The organism is Paenibacillus sp. DRB1-1 (genome assembly GCF_052119485.1).
Taxonomy (GTDB): domain Bacteria; phylum Bacillota; class Bacilli; order Paenibacillales; family Paenibacillaceae; genus Paenibacillus; species Paenibacillus polymyxa_B.
Window position 1 is genome coordinate 2,267,058 of the sequence record NZ_JBODQH010000001.1, and the last position, 21,380, is coordinate 2,288,437.

Below are 21,380 nucleotides of genomic sequence, written 5' to 3' on the forward strand. Positions count from 1 at the left end.
TGCACTAGACATTGTTCATAAATGTTTTGTGATAGGCATTCCGGTACTGGGAAGGAGTCATATGGACCGTGTTTTTGAACAAACGCATAAAGTACTTTTCATCGGTATATCCTGCCTCTTCGGCAACCTGCTTAATGCTCATATCTGTACGAGAAATCAACTCTTTGGCTTTGTTGATACGAATACTGTGAATGAACTCCAAGGGACGCATGCCTGTATTTTGCTTGAACAAACGAGATATATAATCCTTGTTGTAATTGAATTTTCGAGCTAAATCCGTCACGGTCAACGGCTCTTCAGCATGAATTCGGGTCCACTCGATAATTTTGTTAAAACTCACATTCCCCTGTGAACTGACAGGATTGGAAAGCAAGCGGCTAAGCGCCAGTTCAGATATCTCGATCAGCAGCGAGGTGAACAAATAATTTGCACTGTGATACGTAAGGTAATGTGAGTTGGCTACATGCAAAATCTGATTGACGATAATATGAATCCGATCTCCGTTGTCTGCCTGTACACATTGTGGTAAATAGATATCCCGCATCACACCGTGACGCTGCAAACGTCCATCCAAAGCACTTGCTTCCTGCTTCATTTCCTCATTAGATAATACATTCAGGGTCGTGGGAACATCGAAATGAAACCAATAAAATTTCACGCCTGGCAATGACTCCCGGTATCCTTTATGCGTACGACCGGGGTAAAGCAATAGAATATCTCCCTCGCCTACTTCAAAATCTTCCCGTTCCTCCCGTATATATACCGTCTCTTGGACACCCAGGATCAGCTCAAAATTCTCAATGGAACGACTCATATGCTTCCAAGGCACCTCGTTAACAAACTCGCCTGCCGAGATCAGTTGGATCGGAGCATCTACATTCACTTTCAGATAGGTCATGTTATCGCCTCTTTAGATTCATGTTCGGTTTTGTCCACCCATTGTATGGTTAAGCTACTGACATACCGCGATTGCAATGCTAATGTAGTGGAGAAATATACACTTTCATCTTAGCTAAGGAGCGATGATTTTGAAAGCTAAAGCTTTTGACTTGCATAAAGTAAGGATTGATTCCGGCCCACTTTTACATGCGATGGAACTAAATACGGCCTACCTGCTGAGTTTGGAACCCGACCGTTTATTATCACGCTTTCGTGAATATGCAGGACTGGAGCCCAAAGCAGCTCACTATGAGGGCTGGGAAGCGCGTGGCATCAGCGGACATACACTCGGTCACTACCTGTCCGGCTGTGCGCTGATGTTTGCCTCCACAGGTGACGAAAGACTGCTGGAACGAGTGAACTATGTGGTTAGTGAACTGGAAATATGCCAAAACAGTCATGGAAACGGATACATTTCCGGCATTCCACGCGGAAAAGAGATTTTTGAGGAAGTAAAAGCCGGAGATATCCGCTCCCAGGGATTTGATCTGAACGGCGGTTGGGTGCCGCTATATACCATGCACAAGCTTTTTGCGGGCTTGCGTGATGCACATCTGCTGGCGCAACATCCCAAGGCCCTGTCTATAGAAATCAAACTCGGCAACTGGCTGGAGGATGTACTTCAAGGGCTGGACGATGATCAGGTGCAGCAGGTGCTGCATTGCGAGTTTGGCGGTATGAACGAGGTGCTGACGGATCTGGCGGAACATTCGGGAGAAGAACGCTTTTTGAGCCTTGCGGAACGCTTTTATCACGGAGAGGTGCTCAATGATCTCGCAGATAGCCAAGATACGCTGGCAGGGCGACATGCCAATACGCAAATTCCAAAAATCATTGGCGCTGCACGGCAATTTGAAATGACGGGCAAACCTCAATATGCGGACCTGTCTCGCTTTTTCTGGGATCGGGTTGTTCACAAGCATTCCTACGTGATCGGCGGCAATAGCTATAATGAACATTTTGGTGAACCCGGAAAGCTGAATGACCGTTTGGGCGAAGGTACCTGTGAAACCTGTAACACATATAATATGCTGAAATTAACAAGACATATGTTCGAGTGGGACGCCTATGCAGCCTATGCCGACTACTATGAACGAGCCATGTTCAATCATATTCTGGCTTCACAACAGCCTGTAGATGGACGTGTGTGCTATTTTGTATCGCTGGAAATGGGAGGACACAAGTCCTTTAATTCTCAATATGAGGATTTCACATGCTGTGTCGGGTCCGGTATGGAAAGCCACTCCATGTACGGCACTGCGATTTATTTTCACACGCCAGAAACGATCTATGTCAATCAATATGTCCCTTCTACCGTGACATGGAACGAGATGGGCGTACAGCTCAAACAAGATACTCTCTTTCCGCAAAATGGACGGGGAACGCTGCGCGTCATCAGCAAGGAGCCCAAATCATTCGCGATCAAGCTAAGATGCCCGCATTGGGCGGAGCAAGGGATGATGATTAAAATCAACGGGGAAGAGTACGTCACAGAGGCTTGTCCTACCAGCTACGTTGTAATAGAACGGGAATGGAACAATGGGGATACGATCGAGTATGACATTCCTATGACCGTGAGAGTCGAGGAAATGCCGGATAATCCACGCCGAATTGCTTTTATGTATGGGCCGCTAGTGCTGGCTGGGGACCTTGGCCCTGTCACACCGGAATCCAACGAGGAACGTCTGCTGGCGTCTGTACTGATCGGATCGGCCGACTCATTGACAACGAAGCTGATTGCTGACGGGAACGAGCTTAATACATTCCATATGACCGACTTAGGCTATATCGGAGACTTGAAGCTTCGTCCGTTTTATCAGATGTATGATCGTTCATATACCGTCTATTGGGATCTCTTTTCCCAGGAGGAATGGGCAGCAACAGAGGCAGAATATCGTACCGCGTTAGCGTATCAGCTAGAGCTGGAACGACTTACAGTGGACGTTGTGCAGCCTGCCGAAATGCAGCCAGAACGGGATCATGCCTTTACTGGAGAGCATGTAGGTTTGGGGTCCATCTATAACCGCAAATATCGCGACACCTGGCCTGGGGGCTGGTTCTCTTTTGTCATGAAGGTGCTTCCGGATGAGCCTGTCCAATTGGCGGTCACTTATTTGAAGGACTTGAGCCGTCCTCATAGTGACTTTGGCATCACTGCGGATGGTCAGATTTTAGGGGAAGGCAAGCTGGAGTCTGAGGAAATGAATAAATTCGAAACGTTCACCTATGAGCTTCCTCTATCTGTGACGGGCCACAAGAATGAAGTTACGATTCAATTCACAGCCCATCCACAAGGTAAGGTGGCGAAAGTAGCTGGATTACGAGTGATTAGGCATTCTATTGTATGATCAAATTATCTATATAAATCTACTATAGCGCCACTACGCAGGCGGATAGTGCTTCGCTTGTACAGCACTATTCCGCCTACTCCGTTTTGATGTTCATCTTTTAAATTCAGTTTAAATACAAAAAAACAGATGCTCCTGTGAGCTATCTGCTTTTTTGTTTACCCTAATAACTTCGAATCATCGTTATTGCTTTATGTTCACTTCACAGCATGTTCATTTCACGGAAGCTGTCTCTAATCTTGCGTAGCTCTTGCTGTGCCCTGCTGTATCGCGAGGCGTAGGTCCAGGCAAGCACCTGATGATAATGCGAAGGTGTTTCAATCGTAGTCACGTTATACATGATCGGAGTCCCATCTACTTCTCCTTTTAGAGTAAACTCAATGGCAGGATATCCGTTCACCACCATATCTGAAGCGGTCCCCAATTCAGGGTCCGTAATTCCTGACACCAAATGATCCTCAATGATTCCTTTATATTCTTGAAGAGTCATACTACTGTCAAAATCGCTTTTTGGTTCAGACAATACAATCAGATATCTTTCGGTAAATTCATTTTTAATGGAGATGTCCGCATCCTCATTAATCATATTATCTCGTGACCAATTCCAGGGAGCCGTAACCGCAAACTGGCTATCCTTACTGGTAAATACCTCAGGCTTCATGATTTGCGTAATGAGCGTAGAAATTAAAGATACAGCAAAGACAATTGAAATGATCGTCGTCAGGATGATTGCTCCTGCAATAATCCCAGTTTTCTTTCTGCCCACCTTTCCCAAATCCCTTACCTTAACCACATATGTATTCGCAGCCATATCTCCAATCCGTTGTTTCCGAGGTGTCACCAGCACACATATACCGGCGGGCAGTCCCATGAAAAGCAGCGGATTCGTATCCACCAGATGTATGAGAGTGCGGATCAAGGATTTAACCATGCCTGGCGGCCTTCCTTCTCCATTCACGACCTGAATACGAAGTACAAACTTGCCCAACGTATAGCCCGTAAATCCTTCCAGTAACAGATAATAGCAGAAGGAGCCAATCAGGAAAAGCATCACTACCATGCCCATATTTGGGGTTTCCGCTTCAGATACTTTTTTCGCTGTAAAATAAACCAGCCCTCCATACCCAAAGACGATAAGAATGAAGTCAATCATCCAAGCCAGCCATCTTCTGAAAAAAATAGAGGCTCCGTATGTTTCTGATAATACTGCCATCTTATCCGGTTCTCGTCGATGATAGCTGCCATTCGTCGCATATGGTCCCGGAGCGACTGTAGACGGATTGTTCGTTACACCATGTTCCTCCAAATGATACACCTCTGTTGTCAATTTAATCCCGGTTAAGTATAGCATCCTTTTTCATCCAGTGAAGCAAGCCTGACAGTGCACTGGAGTAAACCGAATCCCGCCGATGAACAAACCACACCTCTAATTTGCGATATTCTTCAGGCAAACGATGAGAAGCAATACTTCCCGCCTCCTCTGCCTTTGCAATCGACGATTGTGGTAACATGGACACCCCCATACCAGAGGCTACACCACCCAAAATGACTTCCAATGTTCCGAACTCCATAACCTGATACGCATCCACACCTGCTTCGCTCAGAAAGCTTTCTGCTCTTGTACGATGCGTGCAGCCTACGTCGAAGAACAGCATAGGCTTGGCAAGCAACTCGCCCATGTCCCTTTCTCCCGGTTTCGAGATGAGTACCAGTTCCTCTTCAAAAGCTGCAACATACTCTATATGCGGATCATCGACGGGGCCATAGACGAACGCTCCATCTAATTTGTAATTCAATACCTTTTGTACGAGATCATGGGTGCTGCCTGTCATAAGCGATAGATGGACATCAGGATATTGAGCGTGATATTCCGTCAATAAAGAAGTCAGATGTGTAACCGCCGCCGTCTCAATCGAGCCCAGTCGCAAAGGTCCCGCAGGCTGGTCTGAATATTGAGTGGACTTTACTGCCTCGTCCAGCAAGGTCAGTATGGTATCCGCATATTCCAGCAGATTCTCTCCTGCTGGCGTTAACGTCATTCCCCGGTTAGATCGGCGAAATAGCGGTACGTTCAATTGTGCCTCAAGCTGCTGAATCCGCGAGGTCACATTGGACTGTACATAATTCAAAACTTGCGCAGCCTTCGTGATACTGCCCTCGCGAGCGACGGCCCGAAAAATTTTCAAATCACTGCTTTCCATGTATACGTCACCTGCTTGGTATGATCATTTATGATACTCACGTTCGATTTTGTTCATTTTACCGGATGCTTGCCGCTCTGTACAATTCAATATACATGCAATTGCATCTAAATTCGCACCACGGGAGGTTTTAAAATGAAAGCCGTAATCCATGCCAGCAAAAGCGGCCCTGAGGGCCTGACATATAGAGACATTGCGGACAGACAGCCGGGACACAACGAAGTGAAGGTAAGACTCAAAGCCGCAGGCTTGAACCATCGGGACCTATTCCTCATGGCAGATCGAGCTGCCAACGATGCTCCACTCATTCTCGGATCGGATGGAGCAGGTGTGATCGAGGCTGTGGGTGCTGGCGTCCCAACCTCGCTGGTAGGCACCGATGTAATTATCAATCCCTGTATCGGATGGGAGAATACGCATCACGTTCCCTTAGTTCCGGCCATTCTGGGCGGGCCTTCGGACGGGACATTCGCTGAATCGGTTATCATCCCCGTCCAAAATGCCGTCAGCAAGCCAGCATACCTTTCATGGGAAGAAGCAGGGGTACTGCCTTTGTCTGCTTTGACCGCTTACCGCGCGCTCTTCACAAGAGGCCAGTTACAGCAGGGTGAGCACGTCCTCATTCCCGGTATTGGCGGTGGTGTAGCCACGTATGCCATGCTTATGGCTTTAGCGGCAGGTGCACGGGTCACCGTCACATCACGCAGCGAAGCAAAGAGTCAGGCTGCCCTCGCCCATGGCGCTAATCATGCATTCGACAGCCATAGCGAATGGAAAGAAAGTATGAACGGAGACACCGTGGATCTGGTTCTTGACAGTATCGGTCCTGCTACGTTCGATAAATATTTTGATATCCTCAAGCCGAACGGTCGGATCGTTACATTTGGCGCAAGCTCAGGAGATCGAGTAGAGATTCCGCTGCGGTCTATATTTTTCCCTCAAATCAGCATCATCGGCACCTCTATGGGCAGTGGCGAGGAATTCGCAGCTATGCTTCAGTTTATGGAGCGCCATGCACTCCATCCGATTATAGATAGCGTATTTCCTTTACAAGACACACCGCAAGCCTTCCACCGTATGCAGCAGGGAGCGCAGTTAGGCAATATAGGGATCAGGATGGAGTAAGGGGTCTGAACGAAGTATAGGAATAGAAAAAAATCCACTGCCGTAAAATGCCTTCATCCAGAAGTCAATTTTATGGTAGTGGACCTATTCAGTCGATCAAACGATGCTGGACCCATTTGTTGCCGCGGAAGCGCCAAAGGAAGACGATCCCTCGCACGCCCCATTCAATATCCATAGCCAACCAGACACCAACAATCCCCAGGTTGAACACAATGCCCAAAATATATCCGAGCACCACCCGGCACAACCACATGGACAGCATTGAGGTGAGGGACGTAAATTTTGAATCACCTGCTGCCCTTAGTGCAGAGGGTGTAATAAAGGCAATGGACCAGAGCGGAATCTGGGCCAACGTATTAATCAGTATGACAACAAAAATGTCATCTACGATTTCGGCAGGCGGATGAAACAGCCCCACCATCGGCTCAAACAAAGGCATCAGAATTAATCCCATTACAATAAACGAACAAGACGACAGCCAAATGAACGATTTGATAAACTTCCGGGCATCCGCGACATTTCGACGTCCCATGCATTGACCGACCACGGTTACAATCGTAAGAGCCAAAGCATTCGCAGGGATTTGGAACACATTAGCTAGCGATGAGCAAATAGCATTCGTCGCCAACGCATTTGTCCCCAGGCTCACAATGAAAATTTGGGTTAAAATTTTCCCCCCATTAAAAAACATCTGTTCCGCTGCAAAGGGAAGCCCGATAAACAGAATCTTTTTAAGCATAGCCAGATTAAAATAAAGCATATCTCTAAGCTGGACACGCAAGTCATCATCTACCCTGACCAAATAGATCAGCGCGCATACTGCTCCTGCATATCTGGACACATTGACGGCAATCGTCATGCCCAGCACACCCATATCCAATACATTAATGAATACCACATTGAGAAGCACGTACGAGAGGTTCATGATGAGCGAAAGAGCCAGCGATGCCCTCGTCTTCCCGATTCCCCTCAGCGCCCCACACACTGCCTCAACGATTGCAATTCCCACAAAAGACATACAGCTTCCCAGCAGATATACCTTACCGTTAGCTAATACATCAGGCGAGGCCGAACCAAACAGAACACTTAAAATTGGATTGTACAACACGATCATAAACAAACTGATACATAAAGCCAGCAAGGAAACGGAGGAAATGGTACCGGATGCGGCTTTAGAGACCATGAGGTCGTTACCGCTCCCCTTATACTGTGCTACAACAACCGTTCCCCCGGTAGACACTGCAACAAACACATTGATCAGAAAAATATTCAAAGAATCGATCATATTTACAGCACTGACTGCCGCCATCCCCGACGAGCTAATCATTGCCGTGTTCACCAAATTAAGACCCACAATAAAAGCCTGATCAATCAGAAGCGGGATAAACAGCGCAATAATCTGTCGATAATCGATAGACTCTCCTGAAAAATGCTTATTCAGAAAGCCATGTGTTCTCATCCTTACACTCAGTTGACTCATATCATCACATTCTTTTTCTCAAATTGAAAAAAACCCTTCAACAGAAGAGCCTTCATGGCGAAAAAATGTATAAAGTTGCAAGGCTAGATATGTCTAGTTCTTGATTCTGTACACTTTTCTCTACATAGAAGTATTACTCCAAAAGAAAATACTGTCAATGGCTTTACTCACATTTGAATAGAAAAAAACAAAAAAACCTGCTCAGCTCAGTGAACAGGTTTTGGAGCAGCATTATAATGCTTTAATATATCATTAAACCCTTGTTAAAAGAATGTCTATGATCTTCTCGAAATTAAATCTTGTTGAATAGAAGCTTCATTCTTTTCGAATTTTTTATAAAAAAACATAGGAATGATTCCGATCAAGAAGACGATAAATGGCAGCCAGATAAAGCTAAACTGAATGCCGGACAACGCCGTAGGGGTTTGAACTTTTCCAGCGATATAACCGGTGCTGCCCATGATCCATGCTGGCAATAATCCGCCGATTCCGCTACCCGCTTTAATACAGAATGCGCTTCCAATAGAGGTCAGGAAACCACTTGCCCGAATACCATTTTTCCATTCCCCATAATCGACTGTATCTGACAACATCGCAAACGGCATAGAACATGCAAAACCTGATCCTAACGCACCAATAATCCAGCCGATAATAATGAGGGTTAAATCTGTACTACCCATTAAAATCACGACTTGACCCAGCGCAGCTAATATCAATCCGATAATCATAATCGCATTTTTACTTAATTTTCTGGCGAAAAACGGAATCAGAACCATCGAGATCAACTGCAAGGAGGTCAGTCCATTGATTAAGGGTACTAAATCCTTACTGTCCAGATTGTATTGCAGATAAAAGATTAGCGTAGCTGAACGAATATTCAAACCGATCCAGTAACACAGGTTGGCAGCTACAACAAGCATCCAGGGCCAGTTTCGTTTGATGGCTGTAAAGCTTTTAGCAATGGGAACGGATTTCGTTTTCACTGCTGCATTTTCTCGCAAATCCGCAAACGCTATGAAAAACATAATAATCGCCATGATTCCAAATAAAACGAGCGTTAAGGAAAATCCTTTTTGATCATTCCCCTGTCCAAAGAAAGCGACCAAAGGTAACGTAAACGTGGTGGCGATGAAGAAACCCACATTCCCCCCGACCATGCGGAAGGAGTTCAAGACTACGCGTTCATTAGAATTGGTGCTCAGATTAGGCAGAATAGACGTAATCGGCGTACTAATTCCTGTGTACAGGATGCCGGCTATGATATACGTAATGGCGGCATATGCAATTTTGCCCGACTCACTCCAATTGGGTGTCGTAAACGTAAGGACCATGAACACAGCGAACGGAATAGCTAACCATAGAAAATAAGGTCTGCTCTGGCCGTATTTCGACTTGGTTCGGTCAATCAGGATGCCCCAAATCGGGGCATCAATGGCATCGATAAAACGGGTGATAAATAGTAATGTCCCGGCAATTCCGATAGAAAGACCGAATACATCTGTATAAAAATATAATAGATAACTGGAAATGACACAGTATAGTAAATTGCCTGCTGTATCCGTTAATGAATAGCTGATTTTACGATGAAAAGGAACGGTACTTGTTGCCTTTTCCGGTGGTTCCGTACTCACAATTCTCGTACTCATGATCTTTCCTCTCCCCATGCGAATGAATTATGATTCATAAACCCATACACGCATTTCCCCTTTAGCCCGATTGCACCAGGCGTAGTAAGGAATGGCGGTAATTTGTTGAGGAACACATTCAGGAGGCTCCGAGCTATATAATGCATTCGAATTTTTTAGCCGGTATCCCTCTATGGTCAGCTTTACAACGCCACCCAGCAGGTTTTCGCTGAACTCTTCCGTAATGAGGCTATCCTTCGTCAATCTTAATCCTGCCAAATTCGCTCCATTATCTACTTCTTCCAGACAGAACACGACTGGGCCGCGTTGGAGAGCAATTTGCTGCTGGTTCATAGAGACCAGCGGATTGCTTCGAATGCGTTCAACTGGCATAGCCAAATGCAGAGTTACCACATCTCCGTCCTTCCAAGTACGCTGAATCTCGATATAGCCATTTTCCAGATGGTCTAATGATATAGCTTCCCCATTCACTTTCACCTCTGCCTGCTTGCACCAACCCGGAATCCGCAGTGCCCATTTGAAGGAAGTCGGCTCTGTTAAGTGGATCGAAAAGGTTAGATCCGCATCCCATGGATAACGATGAGTTTGTGTAATCTCAACCTCATGACCAGATAAAGTCATGTTTACCTTGCTGGCAATATACAGATGCGTATACAACGTATCATCCGTTTGGGTGTACATATTGTCCTCGACCGATGCAATCATTCGTGCCAAATTGGGCGGACAGCAGGCGCAGAAGAACCATTTTTGCCGTTCTGTTTTTACATGCTCTTGATCTTTTCTGGATTTTTGAAAAGGATTAACCTCCAGCGGATTCACGTAGAAAAACCGTTTCCCGTCCAGATCCATCCCACTAATCGTTCCGTTGTATAGCGCACGCTCCAAAACATCGGCATATTTCCGGTCTGGCGCTAAGCGCAGCATACGATTGGCCCAAAAGGCCAGCCCTACAGAGGCGCAGGTCTCACAGTACATACTGTCATTGGGAAGATCATGATGGCAAGTGAACGCTTCCGCGTTTACAGTAGAACCGATCCCTGCAGTGATGTACATTTTATGATTCGTTACATCATCCCATAGCGTTTCACAGGCTCGTAACAGGGAAGCATCCCCTGTTTTCGCGGCTAAGTCCGCCATCGCAATATACAGATACACCGCTCTCACCGCATGGCCGACTGCCTCTTTTTGTTCCCGCACAGGTTGGTGTGCTTGCTGGTATTCGAAGCCTAAGCCAAAATTAATGTTGTTATCATCATTCCAGGTGGGCTCTGTTTGAATATGTTTTCTCTTTTCTTGTTCCTCTGCAAAGTAAATAGGATGCTGTCCCCGCTGTTCAATAAAATATTGCGCTAATTTGAGATATTGATCCTTTGCAGTTACGTCGTATAATTTGATCAAGGCCAACTCAATTTCTTCATGTCCCGGGTAGCCTTTCCGTTTCCCTTCTTCCGTACCAAAAATCTGCTGAATCAGATCTACGTATTTCTCCATAATGTGAAGAAACTTCGTTTTGCCCGTCGTTTCATAATAAGCAACAGCCGCTTCTATAAAATGCCCTGCACAATACAGCTCATGATTATCTCTTAGGTTCGTCCAGCGATTGTTGGGTTCCTTGAGCAGATAGTACGTATTCAGATATCCATCCTTAGCTTGAGCTCTTCCCAACAATTCAATTACTTCATCAGCCCGCTCTTCAAGCGCAGGATTCGGATGATCTCTTAAGCTAAAGGCAACCGTCTCCAGCCATTTGGCAAGGTCACTGTCCTGGAAAACAGTTCCATAATATTCCCCGCTGGATTCCCCAGCCGCAATCCTAAAGTTTTCAATCGCGTGACTGGGTTCTGTATCTGGTAATTCATCATTTAATGCTTTCCACTGATAAGGAATAACCTCTTCCGCCACAACCTGCTTATACTTTTTCCAAAATAAATCATCAACGATGACATGCTTAACTGGCTTTGCCGTTTTCATTGGATAAACATCCCTTCCTGGAAATAGAACGCTTTCATTTTTGAGAAAATAAGGATAAAGTAATGATAATATCGTACAGGCTAACCTGTGCTCCCCTTGCTACAGTCCTTATTTTATCAACCTGAATTTATAAAAAAAATCGCGATCTTTAACTAAAACTTATACGATTTCACACACAAAGGAGCTGGCTTCCATGAGCAAAACAGATTTTCTATCCTTCCTTGTCCCTCCGCTGCCTTATTTCATTGAGGGGAATTTTACTACATATCAAAAAGGGGACTGGCACCCGAATCGGTATAATTTAGGTTATTTTGACGTAATAATCATTAAAGAAGGATTGCTGCACATTGGCGAAGAGGACGAAGTGTGGAAGGTAACTGAAAATTACGCTCTCATTCTTGAACCGGATAAACATCATTTTCCCATTGAGGCATGTACAGAACAAACCTCCTTTTACTGGTTCCATTTTCAAACCAATAGCATGTGGTGCGCACAATCCTTGCCCAATCCTATTATACCCAGCACCCCCATTCCCGAGCTGCACTTTCATTCAGAACATACGACCATTCATTTGCCCAAAATTCAAAAAGTGGTGAATCCACATGAGCTATTTTCGAAATTAGACTATTTACTAGCCTCTACTTTAAAACCTAGAAAACTGGCACTATGGGAGGCCCAACAGACGTTTGTGAATGTTTTTCAGAGTTTGGAGTATGATCAGAATAATAAAGACAGCTCCTCTAAGTTGGCGGAACAGATCGAAATATACCTAAAACAGAATTACAAAAATACAATCACCAATAAAGATTTGGAGACCCATTTTCACGTACATCAGAACTATCTCGCCAGATGTATGAAGGTCGCCTTCCAGCGCACACCGCTTGAGTATTTAATGGATTATCGACTGGACCAAGGGCGTAGTCTTTTGCTACAAACCGACTGGTCCGTCCAACAAATTACCGAGGAAACAGGATTCTCCCAAGCAAGCTATTTCTCCAAATGCTTTAAAGAAAAGTTCGGAATGTCTCCAAAGAATTACAGACAACAATACTGGAAGCCAGTCCATTGAATGCTTACACCTCCTTTACATTCCTTTTACATTTTCATTGTATCCTTTTGATATTCTCGCTTTATACTGAGTCGGTTATATCATTTTCACTTCAGAAAAGGGGCATACATATGAAGTCAACTAAACTAGCATTATTAGCCATTTTAACGGGGGTCCTGGTATCACCAGAACTGACCTATGCGGCAGACATTCAGCCATCCGGGTATGCACCACTACGGACACAGGCAGATAAAATGGGGGCGACAATTACATGGGACAGTGATGACCAGTCTGTTTTGGTCAAACTGAAAAATGGCATTGTCGGGACCTTTACAGTGGGTGAGAAGCAATATCGTCTAGCTGGACTAAGCGGAAAAGCGGACCGGGAAATTAAAATAGTGAATGGAAATGTATATCTTCCTACAAAACTTCTTACAGCGCTTGAAGCAGAGAACAGCAAATATGCAGATCCTAAGGACGCAGTTCCCACCTATAAAGTAATCCCCTCTGCCGAAACAGAAGCTGTGGAGGATGGAGAAGACGCAGCCGACGACCCTGCAATCTGGCTCAACCCGGCCGATCCAGAGAAAAGTAGAATTTTAGCAACCAATAAAGGCGGCGGGATTTTAGTCTATGATCTGGAAGGCAAACAACTGCAAAACATGAAGGTCGGAAAAATGAATAACGTGGACCTTCGTTACGGTTTCACATTGGGCGGCAAAAAAATTGATATCGCAGGGGCAACCAATCGAACCAACAACACGATCGATATCTTTGCCATTGACGGTGCATCAGGAAAGCTGACCAACGTGGTTGGCAAACCTATTAAAGCATCTATGAAAGAAGTGTACGGATTCAGCTTATACCATAGCCTCAAGACAGATAAATTTTACGCGCTCGTGTTGGGCAAAGAGGGTGAATTTGAACAATATGAGCTGACTGATGACGGAAGTGGCAAAATTGCAGGTAAGCTTGTCCGCCAGTTCAAGCTGAATACGCAATCCGAAGGCATGGTTGCTGATGATGAATATGGTACGATCTACATCGCTGAAGAGGATTACGCCATTTGGAAGTATAGTGCCGAGCCAGACGGTTCATCCGAGCCGCTGCGACGTGTTGATATTGCAGATGGGCGTAGACTTCACGATGACATAGAAGGACTTACATTGTATTACGGTAAAGATGGCAAGGGGTATCTCATGGCCTCCAGTCAAGGAAACAGCAGCTATGCGATCTATGAACGACAAGGTGACAATGCATATATAAGCAACTTTACGATCAGCGCGAGTCCTACCGTTGACGGTACGTCTGTCACAGACGGTATTGATGTTCTTGGCTACGGACTAGGCAAGAATTTCCCTCATGGTATCTTCGTTGCACAAGATGACGAAAATCTTCAAAATGGCAAAAAGTTAAATCAGAACTTTAAAATGGTGCCTTGGGAGCGAATCGCTACGGGAGCCCCTACCCCGTTAACGATAGACGATGGCATCAATCCGCGTGAATTGGTAAACAGAAGCACGCAGTAATGCCCTTCGGGGAAATCAACTCAACATTCCGACTCTATTCATAGAAAAAGAGGTGTTCCAAAAGCCGTAAAACGGCTGCTTGGGACACCCCTTTTTGTTTTTAAGCGGGAAAAGGTTTAAGATCCAGCACCAGCACATTTACCGAGTTGGCCGGTAAGTCTAAGAGGACAGAATCCGTATGAAGCGTAATCTGCTGTTCGGTAGGCACTACCTTCTCATCATTCTTCTTGTTCACGTTAGGTACATGAACAAGCGAGGAATCGCCGGTTAGTGTAATCAGCTTAGCGATGGACTCAACACTCAAATCTTGTAGATTCAGCTGTGTTACCTTATCCACGTTGTCAGCATTCACCAGCTTCACGTATACATGCTCAGCATCTTGGGTTACCGAGTTGAACACGTCTCTGTTGTAAGCCTCCAGCTTGTAGTCCAGCACTTTGCTGGTTGTCTCGCCGTCGGTGTATGAGCAAATCAGATTGCTGCCCGTTTCACCGCCGTAGTTCACTGTTATGGTGTAGTCCGTGTTGTCAGCCAACTCTTCATAGCTAGCTGCTCTCAAGTTACCTGCCGCTGTACTGGAAGAGTAGTCACCCATGGTATAGCCTTCTATGCCTTGCTTGTAAACCTTCACGCCGGTAGCCTTGCCGCCATAGCCGATCGCGTATTCGACGACGTTCTTTTTCTCCGCAGAAATATCCGTGAGACCTGCACCCACATAAAAACCGTCCGTGCCAGAAATACGGGAAGCGATCACCTCTACCTTGTAATTGCTCCAGCTGTCGTTCAAGATGTACAAACCATTCTGACCGCTATCCTGAGCTTTGAGGACAAGCCCCTTGCCTTTCTCCACTGTAGAGCCCACGGAACCGGGAATGACCTGCCAGGCCGAATTCAGTTCCTGGGTGAAATCTTGATCCAGCAGCACACTGCCGTCCTGGTTGGAGGTAACGGTCACACGCTTAATCATAACCTCGGCGTTGCCTGTCGCGATTTCAATTCCACCCTGAGGAATGAGATCCGTTGGCTTGCCATTTTTGTAAGTAGAGAAAGAAGTGCTCAATACTTTATTTCCCAAGTATTTAGCATACATTTGCTGTACATAGTAGTTCGGCGTAAACCACACTGTTTCGTCATCGAACCAGATGCAGTCTGGCGTCCATCTGTAGGTTCCATCTGTCAGCACCTTGTTAAACAGCGGTGCATAGGCAGCCAACCGAACGACATCGGCATTATTTTCGAAGCCCGTCATCACCGCTGCCTCTGCTACAGCGCCTGCCAATGTATTTTTATCCGTTGAGGCGTACTCTCCGACAAAAACCTTTGATGTTGCTTTCCAATTTATACTACCGTCCACGTTATAAGCTCTGTAGTAGTAGTTATAGCGGTCCACGTTATTCAGCAGATACTCGTTAGAACGATAATAGTGCTCGTCTGCAATGGTGTCCATATAGTCCTTTTGCTTCTCATACCAGGTTACAGTCTCCTCCGTCACCTGGTTACCATCTGCAAAAGCAACCTTAGCCGAACCGGTCATATTACCGCTTAAGAACTTCCAGCCCTGTTGATATGCATCGTCGTCTGCTTGAGCGCCAACCGTGGAGATGATATGCAGCTCATAACCCGGATAGTTTTTCTCCATATACTCATCAATCGACGTTTTGAACACTTCAAAGTTGGCAAAGAATTCTGTACCCCAGTTCTCGTTACCTACACCCAAATAACGCAGATCGAACGGAGCTGCATGGCCCATTTTTTTACGCATAGCAGCCCATTCATTATGTTCAAAATCCACACTGATCGCAAAGTTGATCAGATCCGTAAAGTTCTTAATGTAGTATTCTCTTAATGCGCCTCCAGCCGGATGAGCGTAATCGGAACGGGCTTGACAGAGAACGCCGCAGGCCATAACCGGAAGCGGAGCTGCATTCAGGTCTTCTGCCAACTGGAAATACTCCATATAACCAAGGCCCATGGTCATCATATAGCCCCATACATTAAAGTTTTCCTTGCGCAGCTCGATATCCCCAATCGATTCCTTCCAATCGTATACATTTTCCCATATAAACGAACCCTCGGAAATACAACCACCTGGAAACCGCAAAAACTTCGGATGCATGCCAACAAGTGCGTTCACCAAATCTTTTCTCAGTCGGTAGTTAGGATTTCCCTGGAAGTTAGCATGTGCCGATGGGGATTGCGCTTCCTCTCCTGCGCCCCATACATCTTGTGGGAATAAAGAAACCATATCAACCGAAATGTCCCCTTCAAATGTAAGCGCCAGCTGCCCGAGAACCGTAGCTGAGCCTGTCAGCACAAGCTTGGAATCGATGCCGTACTTCTTCCACGTGTTGCCACCTTCCACCTGTATCGTAACCGAATCACTAATAGCCTTTTCATTCGAGTCTTGCAGTTGCAGTGTGATTGCCCCCGCTGAATCGGCCTTCGCCCAGATGGTAAACTCATACTTGGCACCCTCTTGGATGGACATGGCACAATTCTGGTTAGAGTCGGAAAAGCCCTTGTTCCGAATCGTTGCACCATCCGCTACCGTCACATAATAAGAGTTCACTTCTTTGTCTTTTGCGCCTAAAAACTCATTTAATCCACCGCTATGTTGTGGAGTCATCTTATCCGTATCACCAGACCAGGCGAACAACGGGTTGCGATTCCGTCCTGTAGAGCAGCCGCATTCACCGGAAGCATGGGAATACGTATCGAACTCGAAAGATTCAAAGGAGCGATTCTGAACGAGTTCTGCATAAATCCCGCCATCTGCTGCGTTATTGATATCTTCATAGAACAAGCCGTACATCACTTCGCTGACATCAAGTACTTCCTTATTTCCATGAATGGTCAGCGTGTACGGAGGCAGCTGTTCAGGAAGAACGGACACTTCAAAGCTTTCTTCAATCTGGCTTAAGCCCTTCGTTAACAAAGCTGTGACGGTAACCCCTTGTGCAGAGGTAATCGCCTGCACCTGCCCATTGTCAGAGAGTATACTAGGTTGGCTGGATTTCCAGGTCACTCCTACTCTACCGCCCATCAGAACGGTTGGTAGAGATAAGTCCTTGGTCACAATCGTCGTTGGAAAGGACAAATATTTATCTCTAGCAAGCTTCACGATCTCTTCATCTGTCAACGAATCGCACATGACCTCAATGACTTCATCTGCCGACAAGCCTGCTTTATAAATTCTAAAGTCTGAAACGGAGCCGGCAAAGTCTACATCCGCCGCATGCTGGGAGCGACCGATAAAATTGTTGCTGTAGTTGGACGAGTCCGTAAACGTTTCGAACCATCTACGCAGCTTGGCATAGTTACCGCTGGAAGTTTGGCTGATGGAACCATCCGCTACCACTTCACCATTGACATATATCACCGGGCCGGCACTGCTTAATGTGCCGCCTTCCGTGCCGATCACAGACAGGGCTATGTGCATCCACTCATCCCTGACAAAGCCTCTTCCCGGGTCTACGGATAAATCCGCCTCGGTGAAAAGGGTTCCGCGCAGATTCCGTGTCATGAACATATAGGGTCCTGTATGGGCTTTACCAAAGTCAAAGACACGTTCCCACATATCTGTGAATCTGCCGAAGTTGACCCATGCAGTAACCGTCACACCGGTGTTATCGCTTACATCTTTGAATAGATCGGAAGGAAGCTGGATATACGATGTACCGTTGGGGCCTCCCTCAAGCGTCAAAGCTGCTCTACCGGTAGCATGGGAAATCGCAGGTGTTACTGTGCCTGAAGCAACCCCATCGTTACCTTGCCCTGAGCTATCTTTGCCGACGTTCTCTGCATCATCAAACTTGTAACGCGCAATGATTTGATCTTGGAATTTGGTCATCATCGTTGCTCCTATACCTATAGTTTATTAATGTAATAACTAATTAGTTAATATAAATACATACTATATAGTTATAGTACCTTATCCTGAGTACCTTTTTCAATCCAATAAATCGGATTTATGAAGAAAATACTTGAACGAAATACATAAAAAAGCAGCCATCACAGAAGATACTCTGTGATAACTGCCTTTTGGCTTACAGGATTACTTGACCCAGTCGGAGCTTTTCTGAAATAAAGAAGTTTGGCCGTAGCTATGTTATCCGTTCAATTTTTGTCCACAATTCGGACAGAAGTTAGCTCCTTCGTTTTTTGTACCGCAATTCGGACAAAAATTGGGCTTATTACCGTCTCCAGATGGAGCGGGGGCAGCAGGTGTAGGCTGAGTCTCAGCCGAAGGATTTGGGTTCGGGTTCAAATTTTTCATCATTTCATTTGCTATATTCATCCCCATCATCATACTCGCCATATCCGAAGCAGCACCGCCGCCTTTTACATTACCCGATGCAATCCCGTCCGTCATCGTCACTTGTTGGTACTTTTGCAGATTACCGATCATTTCATGAGAGGCTGTCTTCGTAATCATATCTTGGATCTCTTGAGGATAATTGAAGCTCATCACATGAAAGCCAGTAATCATCATACCGTTGTCCATCACTTGCATATCCAGATCTTCTTGAATACCTTTTGAAATGTCAGAAGCATTCGCCTGCAGATTGAACATGTCCTTTCCTTCTCTGCTAATCCACTTCATCAATAACTGATCCAATACCGAAGTAATCTGTATTTTCACATCCTCAACTAGATAACTGTCCTTCACTCCGGCAATCTTATCGATGAGCGTAACATAATCGTTCACTTTAAAATTAAATGTACCATTAGCACGAATCGGCATACCACCTGGCAGCTGGGGCGTCGGGATCAGCACTGGATTCTGCGTCCCCCATTTGACCGTAAACTCCTTCGTATTAACGAATAAGACCTCTACCCTCATGCCACTGTTAAAACCAAATTTAAACCCTTTTAAGGTGGATAGAAATGGAATAATGTCAGAGTCCATGTTATACGACCCTTCATTCTCGAAAATACCCTCTATCTTTCCATTATTTACAAAAATCGCATCTTGACCGGAGCGGATGATTAATTTACTGCCTTTTTTAATTTCACGGTTGCTCCACTTCCAGAAAATCATATCATCCCTAAATTCTTCCCACTCTACAACATTTGCAAATTGATTTCTGAAGAACCCCATACTGTATCCATCCTTTCAGTTTAGGATTTTGCAAAATTCGATTTCAGTCGCTCCAAAGTGCAATATATAGACGAACTAGACCATTTCGATCTATATATTATTTATTGAAAGTCGCTTATTGGATTTTTACAAAATCCTCAGTTAAAATGATCCTCTGCTACCGCTATGCGAATGACCGCCGCTGGTAGTCCCACCACCACCGCCTGAGCTGCTGCTACTGCTGCTCTTTTCAATCTTCCGTTTCGTTGTCGTTGTGTGAAGATACTGATCTCGATGCTCCAGAACTCCCGAAGCGTTCGCATCCTCGTAGGTCTGTCGATTTACCGTAACCCGACCGCCAGAATTGGAAACCATTTTACCCACGATAATTGCCGCCAATCCCAGGGCAACCGCCAAATGAAGCCAGCCCTTAAAAAATATACTGTCTGGATTCACCCCTGGACGGATCGCCAAATATTTGTGCGCACTTAGAATATACTTTTGAAATGCCAACCCATAGTTACCGTTCGTCAGATCCGGGCTAATCTCATGGCGTATTTTAGTAAGCCTGTCATCATCCAGATACCGTTCTGCCTTATAAAATCCGGCCAAGTACACCTCTCTATTTCTCATATCCATCGTTAAAATGACCGCGTTCCCATGAGATCTGTCATACCCCGGACCATGGTCATCATAAAAATCCTGCGTCATTTTCATAACATCCATATTATCAGGATTGAGGGTAGTATAAATAATAATGTCCGTTTCTCTTTCTGCTCCATATTGATTAGCCATCGTATTCAACACATCATACTCTTCCTGATTGAGCAGACCCGCTTCATCATAAATCAATGGCTTCATTTCTGTCGTTGCTGGTTCGCCCTTCATTTCCATAGGAAGCGCCAGAAAAACAGCAAAGAACAACAAAACGGCTATAATCGCTCTATGCTTTTTCAATAAAATCCCCCTCCCATCATCAACCAAGTGATTAACCTCAATGAAAAGAGAGTAATGCCAAAAATACCTGCAAACCAAGCCGTCACTTTGAACTTGCTAATCGGAGGCTTACCGACTACCTTGCCCGTCTGTCCGTTCATAGCAAACGTATGTTCCAATTGATTATAGTCATAGTGTATGACCCACACCGGGAGCAGGACATAATCCGCTTGTTTTAATGTAGTATCAATTTGCTTTTCCGTATAACTCACGGCCGTATACTCTGACACCGTAGAATGAATATAAGCATCAATATATTCCTTCACTTTTTCTTTAACTCGCGGAAAAAGCTCTTCTTCGTTATAACTGTATTTCTCCGCAATATAACCTGCTAGATATGGCGTTTTAAAGGGTTTTAGCTGATCGTATGGAAAAGGCTCCAATTTATCCATCAGCTCATCGTTCATTTTCTCCGCAGCATCAATCGGAACCTTTACATAATTCAAACGGATTTTCCGATATACATCAAAATGCTTCGTTTCCGTGTATTCGTAGTCTCCGCTCGTATAGGTTCTCACTTGGGTACCTTCACCTTGAACCTCAATTTTATTATGTAATTCATATAACCAGAAGGGCACATACATCCCGGTTATTCCCTTGATTCGGTCTGCTATCATGAACCGATTCGGCGTCAGACGGCCATTCTTGCACCATTTTTTGAAAGCAGCTATGGCTTCTTCCTTACTGATGGAAAAAGGAATAACCTGCGCTGGAGCCAGTTTCCCAGTCAGTCGATCCCCGAGAACCACGGCAGAACCACAAAAGCTGCACACCGTTGCACTCGTCTCCACTTCGGTCATAATCACTGCTCCGCAGTTATTACAATGATATTCATGGGCCTCATCTTCTGAAAAAATACGATTTACCAGAGGATCAGGAATAGATTCGATATTGTCTTCTCTTCCACAACTATGACAGGATAACATCCCTGTCTCACCGTCAAAGACCATGCCGCTGCCGCAGTTGGGGCATTTGTATTCGATAACCGGCATCTGCTCACCTCTTCATGTAGATACT

Annotated in this window: 14 protein-coding genes; 4 read left to right on the top strand and 10 right to left on the bottom strand. The window is 45.3% G+C overall.

From position 1 onward, the window contains the following. Positions 1–4: 4 nt before the first annotated feature. Entirely contained in the window at positions 5–898 is an 894-nt protein-coding gene (locus ACQW03_RS10035) for an AraC family transcriptional regulator (protein ID WP_441949549.1), read from the bottom strand. Positions 899–1,028: 130 nt separating this feature from the next. Between ACQW03_RS10035 and ACQW03_RS10040 the strand changes: the two genes are divergently transcribed. Further along, complete coding sequence (locus tag ACQW03_RS10040; protein ID WP_441949551.1) at positions 1,029–3,287, top strand: beta-L-arabinofuranosidase domain-containing protein; 2,259 nt, start codon at positions 1,029–1,031, stop codon at positions 3,285–3,287. A 202-nt stretch (positions 3,288–3,489) separates the two neighbouring features. On the opposite strand, the gene ACQW03_RS10045 is transcribed toward ACQW03_RS10040, so the two are convergent. Together ACQW03_RS10045 and ACQW03_RS10050 are read right to left on the bottom strand one after the other, a co-directional pair. Next, on the bottom strand, positions 3,490–4,638 hold the full coding sequence (locus ACQW03_RS10045) for an RDD family protein (RefSeq protein WP_441949553.1): 1,149 nt from the start codon (positions 4,636–4,638) through the stop codon (positions 3,490–3,492). Next, entirely contained in the window at positions 4,616–5,488 is an 873-nt protein-coding gene (locus ACQW03_RS10050; RefSeq protein ID WP_441949555.1) for a LysR family transcriptional regulator, read from the bottom strand. The genes ACQW03_RS10045 and ACQW03_RS10050 overlap by 23 nt, the downstream gene beginning before the upstream one ends. Positions 5,489–5,623: 135 nt before the next feature. Between ACQW03_RS10050 and ACQW03_RS10055 the strand changes: the two genes are divergently transcribed. After that, a complete protein-coding gene (locus ACQW03_RS10055; RefSeq protein ID WP_076293818.1) occupies positions 5,624–6,613 on the top strand; it encodes a zinc-binding dehydrogenase in 990 nt (329 codons plus the stop codon). 88 nt (positions 6,614–6,701) lie between these two features. Here the strand turns inward: ACQW03_RS10055 and ACQW03_RS10060 are convergent, their stop codons facing one another. From ACQW03_RS10060 to ACQW03_RS10070, 3 genes are all read right to left on the bottom strand, one after another. After that, positions 6,702–8,093: an MATE family efflux transporter gene (locus ACQW03_RS10060; protein ID WP_441949557.1), complete on the bottom strand. Its 1,392-nt coding sequence runs from the start codon at positions 8,091–8,093 to the stop codon at positions 6,702–6,704. Positions 8,094–8,368: 275 nt separating this feature from the next. Next, positions 8,369–9,739 (bottom strand): MFS transporter, encoded by a 1,371-nt coding sequence (locus tag ACQW03_RS10065; RefSeq protein ID WP_220030571.1) that lies wholly within the window; start codon positions 9,737–9,739, stop codon positions 8,369–8,371. A 27-nt stretch (positions 9,740–9,766) separates the two neighbouring features. Next, the gene (locus ACQW03_RS10070) at positions 9,767–11,710 is read right to left on the bottom strand and encodes a glycoside hydrolase family 127 protein (protein WP_441949560.1); all 1,944 of its coding nucleotides are present in this window, start codon (positions 11,708–11,710) and stop codon (positions 9,767–9,769) included. 193 nt (positions 11,711–11,903) lie between these two features. Here ACQW03_RS10070 and ACQW03_RS10075 point away from each other — a divergent pair, with 193 nt between their 5' ends. Beyond that, on the top strand, positions 11,904–12,779 hold the full coding sequence (locus tag ACQW03_RS10075; protein WP_322158431.1) for a helix-turn-helix transcriptional regulator: 876 nt from the start codon (positions 11,904–11,906) through the stop codon (positions 12,777–12,779). 110 nt (positions 12,780–12,889) lie between these two features. Continuing rightward, positions 12,890–14,287, top strand: coding sequence for a phytase (locus ACQW03_RS10080; protein ID WP_076293816.1), 1,398 nt, complete (start codon positions 12,890–12,892; stop codon positions 14,285–14,287). Between the two features lie 100 nt (positions 14,288–14,387). Here the strand turns inward: ACQW03_RS10080 and ACQW03_RS10085 are convergent, their stop codons facing one another. From ACQW03_RS10085 to ACQW03_RS10100, 4 genes are all read right to left on the bottom strand, one after another. Beyond that, a complete protein-coding gene (locus ACQW03_RS10085) occupies positions 14,388–18,137 on the bottom strand; it encodes an alpha-L-arabinofuranosidase C-terminal domain-containing protein (RefSeq protein WP_441952363.1) in 3,750 nt (1,249 codons plus the stop codon). Positions 18,138–18,395: 258 nt separating this feature from the next. After that, on the bottom strand, positions 18,396–19,388 hold the full coding sequence (locus ACQW03_RS10090) for an SPFH domain-containing protein (protein WP_441949563.1): 993 nt from the start codon (positions 19,386–19,388) through the stop codon (positions 18,396–18,398). Between the two features lie 141 nt (positions 19,389–19,529). Beyond that, the gene (locus ACQW03_RS10095; protein WP_071639100.1) at positions 19,530–20,324 is read right to left on the bottom strand and encodes a TPM domain-containing protein; all 795 of its coding nucleotides are present in this window, start codon (positions 20,322–20,324) and stop codon (positions 19,530–19,532) included. After that, positions 20,321–21,355, bottom strand: a complete 1,035-nt coding sequence (locus ACQW03_RS10100; protein WP_076293813.1) for a hypothetical protein — start codon at positions 21,353–21,355, stop codon at positions 20,321–20,323. The genes ACQW03_RS10095 and ACQW03_RS10100 overlap by 4 nt, the downstream gene beginning before the upstream one ends. Between the last annotated feature and the right edge of the window lie 25 nt (positions 21,356–21,380).